This is a genomic window from Mesobacillus sp. (assembly GCF_047739415.1).
In the GTDB taxonomy this organism is placed as follows: Bacteria; Bacillota; Bacilli; order Bacillales; family Cytobacillaceae; genus Mesobacillus.
The window spans coordinates 1-10,860 of record NZ_JBIQOE010000273.1; the positions used below are offsets into that span (position 1 = coordinate 1).

9 protein-coding genes, 10 tRNA genes and 2 rRNA genes are annotated in these 10,860 nt (G+C 44.1%); 1 reads left to right on the forward strand and 20 read right to left on the reverse strand.

All coding sequences use genetic code 11. The annotated features are described in order from the left end of the window. Nucleotides 1-24 precede the first annotated feature (24 nt). The 7 genes from glmS to sigW form a co-directional block, all read right to left on the reverse strand. Nucleotides 25-1,827, reverse strand: coding sequence for a glutamine--fructose-6-phosphate transaminase (isomerizing) (gene glmS, locus ACH0QE_RS21420; protein ID WP_415802512.1), 1,803 nt, complete (start codon nt 1,825-1,827; stop codon nt 25-27). Between the two features lie 100 nt (nt 1,828-1,927). Then, nucleotides 1,928-2,233 (reverse strand): hypothetical protein, encoded by a 306-nt coding sequence (locus tag ACH0QE_RS21425; RefSeq protein WP_415802513.1) that lies wholly within the window; start codon nt 2,231-2,233, stop codon nt 1,928-1,930. 117 nt (nt 2,234-2,350) lie between these two features. After that, entirely contained in the window at nt 2,351-3,700 is a 1,350-nt protein-coding gene (gene glmM / locus ACH0QE_RS21430) for a phosphoglucosamine mutase (protein WP_415802514.1), read from the reverse strand. 36 nt (nt 3,701-3,736) lie between these two features. Further along, on the reverse strand, nt 3,737-4,969 hold the full coding sequence (locus ACH0QE_RS21435; protein ID WP_415802515.1) for a CdaR family protein: 1,233 nt from the start codon (nt 4,967-4,969) through the stop codon (nt 3,737-3,739). After that, complete coding sequence (cdaA, locus tag ACH0QE_RS21440) at nt 4,962-5,789, reverse strand: diadenylate cyclase CdaA (protein ID WP_415802516.1); 828 nt, start codon at nt 5,787-5,789, stop codon at nt 4,962-4,964. Before cdaA ends, ACH0QE_RS21435 begins: the two co-directional genes overlap by 8 nt. Before the next feature lie 282 nt (nt 5,790-6,071). Beyond that, on the reverse strand, nt 6,072-6,710 hold the full coding sequence (locus tag ACH0QE_RS21445) for a zf-HC2 domain-containing protein (RefSeq protein WP_415802517.1): 639 nt from the start codon (nt 6,708-6,710) through the stop codon (nt 6,072-6,074). Between the two features lie 16 nt (nt 6,711-6,726). Then, complete coding sequence (sigW, locus tag ACH0QE_RS21450; protein WP_144481378.1) at nt 6,727-7,290, reverse strand: RNA polymerase sigma factor SigW; 564 nt, start codon at nt 7,288-7,290, stop codon at nt 6,727-6,729. Nucleotides 7,291-7,535: 245 nt separating this feature from the next. Between sigW and ACH0QE_RS21455 the strand changes: the two genes are divergently transcribed. Then, nucleotides 7,536-7,706: an aspartyl-phosphate phosphatase Spo0E family protein gene (locus ACH0QE_RS21455; protein ID WP_081742165.1), complete on the forward strand. Its 171-nt coding sequence runs from the start codon at nt 7,536-7,538 to the stop codon at nt 7,704-7,706. An 82-nt stretch (nt 7,707-7,788) separates the two neighbouring features. Here the strand turns inward: ACH0QE_RS21455 and rocF are convergent, their stop codons facing one another. The 13 genes from rocF to ACH0QE_RS21520 all read right to left on the reverse strand — a co-directional run. After that, a complete protein-coding gene (gene rocF / locus ACH0QE_RS21460; RefSeq protein WP_415802518.1) occupies nt 7,789-8,685 on the reverse strand; it encodes an arginase in 897 nt (298 codons plus the stop codon). A 654-nt stretch (nt 8,686-9,339) separates the two neighbouring features. Continuing rightward, nucleotides 9,340-9,415, reverse strand: a tRNA-Ala gene (locus ACH0QE_RS21465). 3 nt (nt 9,416-9,418) lie between these two features. Then, nucleotides 9,419-9,493 (reverse strand) — tRNA-Gly (locus ACH0QE_RS21470). A 72-nt stretch (nt 9,494-9,565) separates the two neighbouring features. Continuing rightward, nucleotides 9,566-9,638, reverse strand: a tRNA-Lys gene (locus ACH0QE_RS21475). Nucleotides 9,639-9,643: 5 nt separating this feature from the next. Further along, nucleotides 9,644-9,718, reverse strand: a tRNA-Gln gene (locus ACH0QE_RS21480). Nucleotides 9,719-9,772: 54 nt separating this feature from the next. After that, nucleotides 9,773-9,857, reverse strand: a tRNA-Tyr gene (locus ACH0QE_RS21485). A gap of 93 nt (nt 9,858-9,950) precedes the next feature. Next, nucleotides 9,951-10,026: transfer RNA gene (locus ACH0QE_RS21490), tRNA-Thr, on the reverse strand. A 19-nt stretch (nt 10,027-10,045) separates the two neighbouring features. After that, a tRNA-Val gene (locus tag ACH0QE_RS21495) sits at nt 10,046-10,121 on the reverse strand. 60 nt (nt 10,122-10,181) lie between these two features. Next, a tRNA-Glu gene (locus ACH0QE_RS21500) sits at nt 10,182-10,256 on the reverse strand. An 18-nt stretch (nt 10,257-10,274) separates the two neighbouring features. Then, a tRNA-Thr gene (locus ACH0QE_RS21505) sits at nt 10,275-10,347 on the reverse strand. A gap of 42 nt (nt 10,348-10,389) precedes the next feature. Beyond that, nucleotides 10,390-10,464 (reverse strand) — tRNA-Asn (locus tag ACH0QE_RS21510). A gap of 80 nt (nt 10,465-10,544) precedes the next feature. Next, nucleotides 10,545-10,660, reverse strand: a 5S ribosomal RNA gene (gene rrf / locus ACH0QE_RS21515). A gap of 80 nt (nt 10,661-10,740) precedes the next feature. Then, nucleotides 10,741-10,860, reverse strand: a 23S ribosomal RNA gene (locus ACH0QE_RS21520); the annotation flags it as partial.

Genomic DNA, 10,860 nt, shown 5'->3' on the forward strand with positions numbered 1-10,860 from the left:
ACCCTTCTGGAGTTTTAAAATAATTTATTCAACCGTAACAGACTTAGCCAGGTTACGTGGCTTATCAACGTCACAGTCGCGGTGCAATGCTGCGTAGTAAGAAATCAATTGCATTGGTATTACTGAGATAAGAGGTGTTAATAGGCTGTGCACTTCTGGGATGACGAAGCGGTCTTCATCTGTTTCCAGTCCATTCATGGAGATGATGCACGGGTTTGCTCCGCGGGCAGCGACTTCTTTGACGTTTCCACGGATGCTTAGGTTAACGAATTCTTGTGTTGCAAGGGCGATAACCGGTGTGCCTTCTTCGATCAAAGCAATTGTTCCGTGCTTCAGTTCTCCGCCTGCGAAGCCTTCAGCCTGGATGTACGAAATCTCCTTTAGCTTCAACGCGCCTTCAAGTCCTACGTAGAAGTCAATTCCGCGTCCGATGAAGAATGCGTTTCTTGTTACAGTCAGGTATTCGCGAGCGATGCTTTCGAATTCTTCCTTGTCATCGCAAAGAGCTTCCATAGCTGTCGCCACGATTCCTAATTCCTGTACAAGTTCAAAGTCTACTTCGTGTCCAATTCCGCGAGCTGTTACTTCTGCTAAAATTGCAAGGACAGCAAGCTGTGCTGTATACGCTTTTGTTGAAGCAACTGCGATTTCCGGACCGGCATGAAGAAGAAGAGTGTAATCTGCTTCACGGGAAAGCGTTGAACCAGGTACGTTCGTAATCGTCAATGCTTTATAGCCCATTTCCTTCACCTGAACAAGAACCTGGCGGCTATCCGCAGTTTCTCCGCTCTGGGAAATGAAGACGAACAATGGCTTTTCAGATAGAAGCGGCATGTTGTAACCGAACTCACTTGAGATATGGACTTCAACAGGAATCTTCGCCAATTTTTCGATGAACTGCTTGCCAACAAGGCCGGCATGATAGGAAGTACCCGCAGCGACGATGTAAATGCGGTCTGCATCCTTCATAGCCTTAACGATATCAGAGTCGATTTCAAGTGCACCCTCGCCATCCTGGTAGTTCTGGATGATTTTACGCATCACAAGCGGCTGCTCGTCGATTTCCTTAAGCATGTAGTGCGGATATGTTCCCTTTTCAATATCACTTGCATCAAGCTCTGCTGTGTAAGGAGCGCGTGAAATTACTTCTCCTTCAAGGTTCTTGATTGTCACTTCGTCCTTAGTGACAATGACCATTTCCTTATCCATCAGTTCAACATACTGGTTTGTTACCTGGATCATTGCCATCGCGTCACTAGCAACAACATTGAAGCCATCGCCAAGGCCGACAAGTAGCGGGCTCTTGTTTTTCGCCACAAAAATCGTATCTTCGTTTTGCTCATCTATAAGGGCAAGTGCATATGATCCATGTAAAAGTGTCAGCGTCTTACGGAACGCTTCTTCCAGGCTCAGACCTTCCTTTACGAACAGTTCGATTAACTGAACGATAATTTCAGTGTCTGTTTCACTTTTCAATTCGACATTCTGCAAATACTCGCGCTTCAATAGATCATAGTTCTCGATCACGCCATTGTGTACAAGAGTCAATCTGCCAGTTGAGCTCTGGTGAGGGTGAGCGTTCACCTTGCTTGGAGGACCGTGAGTAGCCCAGCGAGTATGGCCGATACCAGCGGTCGCCATTACATCATTGTCCACTTCGTTGCGAAGGTCCGCAATGCGTCCTTTTTCCTTAAAAACATGAACTCCCTTTTCATTCATGACAGCGATTCCCGCAGAGTCATAGCCTCTGTACTCAAGCTTTTCCAGACCTTTTAATAAAATCTCTTTCGAGTCATTATTTCCGATATATCCAACGATTCCACACATAACTTCTTTTCCTCCTGTACGACAGGGGGCAAGAAGCCTCTTTTATAGGGGCTCTTGCCCCCTTATCTCATATAATTGGTTTGAGGTCAGACTTTATTATCTAATCCTCGCTATTTTTAGCATCCCCATCTCTTTGTGCATTAAGTTGCCTTAATGTTTTAAAGATGGAATTCGCGGCTGTGCTTTCAGCCGGGAGGCATCCGCCGAAACTTCGATAAACCTCCACCTCGTCAACTAATCCACATTTACGGTCAAGGATTAGTCCTGGCGCTTTAGTTTTCCATTGATCTACCTCTGCCCACCTTTCGATAAAATCGTTTTTTAAGGCTCTTGTTGCACAAACAGCCTTATTTACAAAAACAGGATTATCATACATGATACTGATGCATCCGTCAATAGAAAACAAAGGAAAACAGCCTTCCCGTACAATTACCCTTTACAGGCTTACTAAAACTTCCCTTCATAAATAAATATGCATAAGGGCTCTTCTTTGTGCCGAAGCCCTCATGCATATGACTGATTCCTATTCTTTTAATCCCATTTCTTCTTCAACAACGACAGCAATTCGTCTTACATATTCTTCGCAAAGCTCTGCTGTTGCAGCTTCTGCCATAACGCGTACCAATGGCTCTGTACCGGAAGGACGAACAAGGATACGGCCGTTGCCGTTCATTTCCGCCTCAACCTGTTCAATCACTGCTTTTACCTTCTCATTATCTGTTACGTGGTGCTTATCAGTTACCCGAATATTTACGAGAACCTGAGGGTATTTTTTCATTTCTCCAGCCAGTTCAGAAAGCGGCTTGTTTGTAGCTTTCATGATATTGGCAAGCTGCAGGCCAGTAAGCAGGCCATCACCCGTTGTGTTGTAGTCAAGGAAGATAATATGGCCCGATTGCTCGCCGCCGAGATTATAGCCGTTCTTCTTCATCTCTTCAACGACATACCGGTCGCCAACAGCGGTTTGGACACTGTTCACTCCGTTTTCCTCAAGACCTTTGTAAAAGCCAAGGTTGCTCATTACAGTAGAAACAACTGTACCCTGCTTCAGCTGACCTCTTTCCTTTAAGAACTTGCCGCAAATATACATGATTTGGTCGCCATCAACGATGTTCCCCTTTTCATCAATCGCAATCAGGCGATCGCCATCTCCATCAAACGCAAGCCCAAGATCTGCATCCTTTTCTTTAACGAATGCTGCAAGTGCTTCAGGATGAGTTGATCCAACACCATCATTGATATTCAAACCGTTAGGTGATGCTCCCATCGTGGAAGTATCGGCATCAAGATCAGCAAATAAATGAGTAGCCAATGAGGATGTTGCTCCATGTGCGCAATCAAGCGCAATATGCAGCCCGGTGAATTCTTCATCAACTGATTGCTTTAGATATTGAAGGTACTTCTGGCCGCCTTCAAAGTAATCATTCACTTGGCCAAGGTTAGCGCCTACAGGACGAGGAAGCTCATCCACTTCCATATCCATCAATTGCTCGATTTCATTCTCTTGATCATCAGATAACTTATATCCATCCGGGCCAAAGAATTTGATGCCATTATCCGCAACTGGATTGTGAGATGCAGAAATCATGACTCCAGCCTGCGCGCCAAGGGCCTTCGTCAAATACGCTACCCCTGGAGTAGAGATGACGCCGAGCCTCATAACTTCCGCTCCGATTGATAATAGACCGGCAACCAGTGCTCCTTCAAGCATGTGTCCAGAAATACGAGTGTCCCTTCCGATTAAAACTTTTGGGCGATCATGTTCCTTTGTAAGGACATAGCCTCCGAAGCGGCCAAGCTTGAAAGCTAATTCTGGTGTTAATTCGCTGTTCGCAACACCACGTACTCCGTCTGTACCGAAATATTTACCCATTCTTAAAATCTCTCCTTGTATGAAAATTGCAGTCAATTACGCATCTTTTTTCGCAACCGATATACTGGCTTTTTCTTTAGCCAATTTCCACGTTATATTTTGAGGTGCTGTCACCTTCATGTCGACTTCATGATTTCCTTCATCCAGTTGCGACACATCAATCAGAATCTTAAAATCATCGGATGACAGGGCTGAAACAATATCACTCGGCCCAGAAACAGTCAAATTCGTCTGGCCGTTTGCAGGATCAAGGAAGTTCACTTCAAAATCTTCACCCATCCCATCAATTTCTATAGGAACGTTTGAAATGCTTTTCTCGGAAGCCTTTGTGACATTCACGGCCACTTTTACCGTTTCAGGTGATACCTTGACAATTCCTTCACCGATGATGACTGGGAGGGTGATCTCCGTATCCTCATCAATCTTGCTGACATCCACTTCTACCCTGACATTATCAAATCCTTCGAGAACGCCCGGGTCAGCGATGATCTCAGCTTCCTTCGTTTCCAACGTTATTGAATCGATTGTTACTCCGCTTGGAGGAGTTCCTTTTTGGACAATATCAATTGGTACCTTCTTGCTTGAGCTTTTAATCGGGATTGTTACCTCGACAACCTGAGGTTCGACAACGACATTAAGCTTGTTCATATCTTTATCCAGAGCAAGAACACTTGCTTCTCGTGTGATTGTTTCTGATATTTTCCCTGATGAATTGACAGTTGCTTTCACAAAGGTAATTTTATCAACCACATCTTTTGCACCTGTTATTTGGACTTTGCTAGGCTTTACCTCTGGCTTCTCAGCTATATAGCCTTCCTCAACTATATTTCCGCTGAATTCTGCCTCCACCTTGAATTCCTTCGTCACCTTCTCCTGGATGGAAACATTCGCATAACCAGGTTCAATGGTAACGGTCAGTCGATCCGAGACATCTTTAATCGTAATTGGGACTCGCTGATTCCCTAGTTCGGTATCTGTCAAATCGACGAACACTTCGAAATTCCGTAGAGTCTTCGCCTGCTGAACAATATTCTTGGGACCCTGCAGTGTGACAGTAACTGTTTCGGGAACACCGGATACTACCAAAGTATCTGTATCATAAACCCTTTTTACTGGCACGTCTTCAATCGTCGCCACCTTTTCATCTGATGGCACATTCACATCTCCAGGCTTATTTGGATCGTTTTCAGGTACTGATCCAAAGAGCAGGACGGCAAGAACCAGGGCAACCACTCTTATGAACCAGGGATTATCCATCCATTTATCCATTTTTCTTCCCCCTCCAATTCCAGCGGGTAGAAGCTGCCTGCTTGATTCGTGATGGCGAAATCAATTCGGCTGTGAGCAGTTCCCTTAGCGTTTCCCCGCTCAAGTCACGGTAAAGTTCGCCATTCCGGGTAACCGATACATTCCCTGTCTCCTCAGAAACAACGATCGTGATACTGTCGGTTACTTCACTGATACCGAGCGCGGCCCTGTGCCTTGTCCCCAGCTCCTTCGAAATGAACGGACTTTCCGACAGCGGCAAATAACACGCTGCCGCTGCTACGATGTTTTTCTGTATGACTACAGCTCCATCATGAAGCGGTGTATTCGGTATAAAAAGATTAATCAACAGTTCAGAGGAGATTCTTGATTGAAGCTGAATGCCTGTTTCTATGTAATCACTCATTCCTGTTTCTCTTTCAATTGAAATCAATGCTCCGATCCGGCGCTTAGCCATATAATCGGTTGCCTTGATAATGGCCTCCACCATCTTTTCTTCGTCTTCCTCTTCCTGCAGCCCAGATCTGGAAAAAAGCCGCCCTCTGCCGAGCTGTTCAAGTGCCCGCCGCAATTCGGGCTGGAAGATGATGATAATGGCCAGGAATCCCCAGGTCAGTACTTGTTCCATCATCCAGCTGAGCGTATTCAATCCGAAGTAATCACTGACAAACTTTACGATCAGTATGACAAAGATCCCTTTTAAAAGTTGGACAGCCTTCGTCCCTCGAATTATTGCAATCAGCTTATAAATGACGAACCAAACCAGGAGAATGTCAACAATATTAGCTAGATATTCTAAAAAATCGAAATCCGCAAACGACATTGCACTTCCTCCAGTAGTTTAGTAAGGCTCCTTCTGGAAGTCTTTAAACTTCTAAAAGGTTCAATCAGCCCTTTTGTAAAGCTGTTTTCGTAACCAATGGGAAAACAGCCTTTTGTAAAAAAAAAGCGGAAGATGACCAATGCACTTCAGCCTATAAACAAAGATAACTTTCTTATTATAACATAAGCTTTGTTCAAATTAATAATGATGTCATCTGCAGCAACCTTGTCTGTATACCCTCATTCAATCCTTTTTAAAAGGACCCTTAAAAAACAGCCATTCCTACTGGAATGACTGTTCCTTTTCATCGTTCTCAAAAAGATCTGCTGTATTTTTGGCGGTCTTCTTTAAATGGTACCAAATCCACTCGAACACTTCATTTACCTCTGTTATTTCTCCGGTGACATTGCCAGCTGAAGCCATGTATTTCTCTCCGTTGATGACAGTAACATTCCCCTGTACTTCACCTTCGATTTTCACCTTGCCATTCCTGACAACGACATCACCCTTGACGACTTCCCCTTCAGGCACGATAACTGTATCATTTTCAACGATCAAATTAGGCTGCTTCGATACGGAAAACTGATGTTCTTCGTTCCATGTTGATAAGATGCTGCCGGTCATTAACGCCAGGAAGAGTGAGGCAGCTGTCAAAAGCGGATGACTCCTGAACCAACGCTGGATTTCCGTCTTTTTCTTTTCCTTTGGCAGGCCGGCCATTACTTTTGAAGTAAAATCATCAGGTGCCTGGATGTGAGAGGTGCTCTGAACAAGAGCGATTGCTTTATTCAGCTCCCTGAAGTATTCCTGGCAATCTGAGCAGCTTTGCAGGTGCTCTCTTAAAATCTTTTCATTTTCTTTGGAGATTTCTTCATCTAGGTATTCATGCATATAGTCGATAATTTGTTCGGAACATTTCATATTATTTCACCTCACCTTATACGTGTCGCAACTGTTGCCTTAAGGCTTCTCTTCCTCGATGGATCCTCGTCTTCACTGTGCCAAGCGGCAAATCCAGTATTTCACTGATCTCATTCAGGCTAAGTTCTTCAATATACTTTAATACGATGACTGACCTGTATTTATCGGGTAGTTTTGAAATTTCTTTTTGGATCGTATCCTGTAATTCGATACTTTCAACCTCATCCTCTGGTAAGGGTGTTTCAGATGGAACTTGGGAGTACATCGTCAAGCCCTCTGTTCCAGGCACTTCCGCATCAAGAAAATAATCTGGTTTCTTTTTGCGAATTCGGTCAATACATAGGTTTGTGGCAATTCTATAAAGCCATGTTGAAAACTTCAAGTTTTGATTGAAGCTGTTAATATTGATATATGCACGGATAAAAGCCTCTTGTGCAATATCCTCTGCCTCATGCCGATTCCCGAGCATACGGTAGCAAAGCTGAAAAACCTTGTCCTTGTATACCTCAACAATCTCTCCATAGGCATTCTGGTCTCCCTTGATTACCTGTTTTATTCTGTGTTTTACGATTGTCTCCATTATTTTACCTCCGCGCTTCATGCGGCTAATCGATATACGAATCGATTCCGTAAAAGGTTTCGTTTTTTTTATAAAAACTTTAATTATGTATGTAATTGACAATCATCTATTAACTGACTTATTCTTGCAAAAAAAGTCTAAAAAACACGATAAGTTAATATTAACAAATTATTACCAGTTTGGTTTAAAAAGTTTTTTCAGGGGTATAAATGGACTATATTTCAGTGAAAGCGAGGAAACAATCAATGTGTGCAGAAACGTTGTTGAAGGATATTGAAAATTGCCGTAAAGAGATGGTTGAATTAGCCGCAAAAACCTCGCTGTCAAACCAACGGGTTGTTGATATAAGTACTAAACTCGACCATTTACTAAATAAATATTATCACTTATCATCAAAAAATACATTTCTATATTAATAATAAGAGAGCAGCAGCCAGACATGGCCGCTGCTCCTATTTTTTCTCACTAATATGAGTCTATTCCAAAACTACTGGAGCATTACAAAAGTTTCTCTCCAAATAAAGACCCCATCAACGCGACTGCTGCGACAGCTGTCTTGTTCTTTTCATCAAGAATTGGATTCACTTCGACGAATTCAGCTGATGTGATGATTTTTGCTTCAGCCAGCATTTCCATAGCCAGGTGGCTCTCACGGTAACTGATACCTCCGGTTACCGGCGTACCGACACCAGGAGCATCTGTTGGATCCAGCCCATCCAAATCAAGTGAAAGATGGACGCCATCTGTCTTATCTTTAAGGTAGTTGACTGTTTCCTCTATTACTGTAGCCATCCCCAGTCGATCAATTTCATGCATCGTGAACACCTTGATACCAAGCTCCTTGATTAAATCCTTCTCACCATCATCTAAAGCACGTGCCCCAATGATCACAATGTTTTCTGGTTTAACCTTTGGTGCATACCCGCCTAACTGAGTCAGCATTTCATGTCCTAATCCCAAGCTGGCAGCCAGCGGCATTCCGTGGATGTTCCCTGATGGTGAAGTATCTGCTGTATTCAAGTCCCCATGCGCATCATACCAAATGACACCCAGATTTTTATAATGCTTGGATACACCCGTCAAAGTGCCAATCGCAATGCTATGGTCGCCCCCTAAAACAAGCGGGAATGATCCTGATTCAATAATCTTGTCTACTTCATCAGCAAGCAAGCTGTTTTTTTCCGCCACTAACTCCAAGTTGCGAAGATTGCTGTTAGGATCAATCTTTACCTCTGGCCGGCCAACTGCTATATCTCCCAAATCCTCTATCTCATCAAATAACACTCTCAATCTTTCATTTATTCCAGCATAACGGATTGCACTTGGGCCCATGTCGACTCCCCTTCTCATCTGACCCAAATCCATCGGCATTCCAATAATCGAAAGTTTCTTCATTTATTTCTCCCCCTAGCTTTCTCTCATCTACTCCTTATTTTAAACGCTTTCATTTGAATGACTCAACTGGACAATTTCATGAATATATATACGGTTTGGAATTGAGTGAATTTACGGACTGGATTTGCAAGTTCAGTTCATGACACCAGAACGATGGGGAGATCGATGGGAAGATTGAACAACTTCGGCGAAGAGTTGCAGCTGATCCCGCCCTCGAACTGCACTTTCTTAACAGCTTTGAGCTCTACTACCTGATACCTGTCACAATTACTGCTTTTTCTTGACAGCTTCGGGCTCCTCATCCTGATACCTGTCACAATTACTGCTTTTTCTTGACAGCTTGGGGCTCCTCAACCTGATACCTGTCACAATAGCTGCTTTTTCTTGACAGCTTCGGGCTCCTCAACCTGATACCTGTCACAATTACTGCTCTTTCTTGACAGCTTCGGGCTCCTCAACCTGATACCTGTCACAATTACTGCTTTTTCTTGACAGTTTTATCACCTGCTCCTGCAAAGCTGTCTGAACACTGACCTATTACTGATATCTCTGACTTAAAAAGGAGAAATTCCACCAAAACTGTTAGGAGGGAATAATAAAAAAAGCCATAAACCCGATTGGATTTATGGCTGAAATGGTATTTATGTAGTGTGATGGTGGAGCCTAGCGGGATCGAACCGCTGACCTCCTGCGTGCAAGGCAGGCGCTCTCCCAGCTGAGCTAAGGCCCCATTTGGAGCGGAAGACGGGATTCGAACCCGCGACCCCAACCTTGGCAAGGTTGTATTCTACCACTGAACTACTTCCGCATAATTTTATTATAATAGATAAAACCCCTAAAAATAAAGGATTAAGTTCATTCTTAGGGGTCTTAACATGAGTGAGCCATGAAGGACTCGAACCTTCGACCCTCTGATTAAAAGTCAGATGCTCTACCGACTGAGCTAATGGCTCAAAAATGGCTGGGCTAGCTGGATTCGAACCAACGCATGACGGAGTCAAAGTCCGTTGCCTTACCGCTTGGCTATAGCCCAATGAAAAAATAAAAAGGACATTAATAGCTTGTCCAATTTTAATATGTATTAAAATGGTGGAGGGGGACGGATTCGAACCGCCGAACCCTGAGGGAGCGGATTTACAGTCCGCCGCGTTTAGCCACTTCGCTACCCCTCCACAAATAAGTGCTTCTGACCTAGGTAGATGCTCAAAATCCCTTCGGGATTTCTCGCATGCTTCCGCTGAAGTTAATCAAGGAAGTAAGAAGCATGGTGCCGGCAAGAGGACTTGAACCCCCAACCTACTGATTACAAGTCAGTTGCTCTACCAATTGAGCTACACCGGCATAGTGTGTAGAAAATATATGGTGGAGGATGACGGGATCGAACCGCCGACCCTCTGCTTGTAAGGCAGATGCTCTCCCAGCTGAGCTAATCCTCCATTATTTTGTTCACTGATGTCTTTTTAAAGGATAATTTTTTCGCCTAAACGAAAAAATTCTGGTGACCCCTACGGGATTCGAACCCGTGTTACCGCCGTGAAAGGGCGGTGTCTTAACCGCTTGACCAAGGGGCCATATAATAATATTTTCAGAGCTTCCAAGCGGGCTCGAACCGCTGACCTCTTCCTTACCATGGAAGTGCTCTACCTGCTGAGCTATGGAAGCATTTTGCTGCCAGCTCAAATGACTTTCGTCATTTAGAGATAATGGCTCCGCAGGTAGGATTCGAACCTACGACCGCTCGGTTAACAGCCGAGTGCTCTACCACTGAGCTACTGCGGAATAATGGTAAATTAACATAACTCTTGCAGATGATTCGGCTGCCTCATCTTAGAAGTTGTCCAAGATGAAAAAGCATCATCGCCCGGCGGCGTCCTACTCTCACAGGGGGAAACCCCCAACTACCATCGGCGCTGAGAAGCTTAACTTCCGTGTTCGGTATGGGAACGGGTGTGACCTTCTCGCTATCGCCACCAGACTATTTAATTGAAAGGAAAGTATTTATTCCTTCAAAACTAGATAATGTGTAAGAAGAAAAAGAAGAACGAGTAATCTATTTTGGTTAAGTCCTCGAACGATTAGTATCAGTCAGCTCCACACGTCACCGCGCTTCCACCTCTGACCTATCAACCTGATCATCTTTCAGGGTTCTTACTAGCTTGCGCTATGGGAAATCTC

Coding starts and splice junctions, on each gene's coding strand:
- glmS (WP_415802512.1), bottom strand. CDS start 1,827: ATGTGTGGAATCGTTGGATATATCGGAAATAATGACTCGAAAGAGATT.
- glmM (WP_415802514.1), bottom strand. CDS start 3,700: ATGGGTAAATATTTCGGTACAGACGGAGTACGTGGTGTTGCGAACAGC.
- ACH0QE_RS21435 (WP_415802515.1), bottom strand. CDS start 4,969: ATGGATAAATGGATGGATAATCCCTGGTTCATAAGAGTGGTTGCCCTG.
- cdaA (WP_415802516.1), bottom strand. CDS start 5,789: ATGTCGTTTGCGGATTTCGATTTTTTAGAATATCTAGCTAATATTGTT.
- ACH0QE_RS21445 (WP_415802517.1), bottom strand. CDS start 6,710: ATGAAATGTTCCGAACAAATTATCGACTATATGCATGAATACCTAGAT.
- sigW (WP_144481378.1), bottom strand. CDS start 7,290: ATGGAGACAATCGTAAAACACAGAATAAAACAGGTAATCAAGGGAGAC.
- ACH0QE_RS21455 (WP_081742165.1), top strand. CDS start 7,536: ATGTGTGCAGAAACGTTGTTGAAGGATATTGAAAATTGCCGTAAAGAG.
- rocF (WP_415802518.1), bottom strand. CDS start 8,685: ATGAAGAAACTTTCGATTATTGGAATGCCGATGGATTTGGGTCAGATG.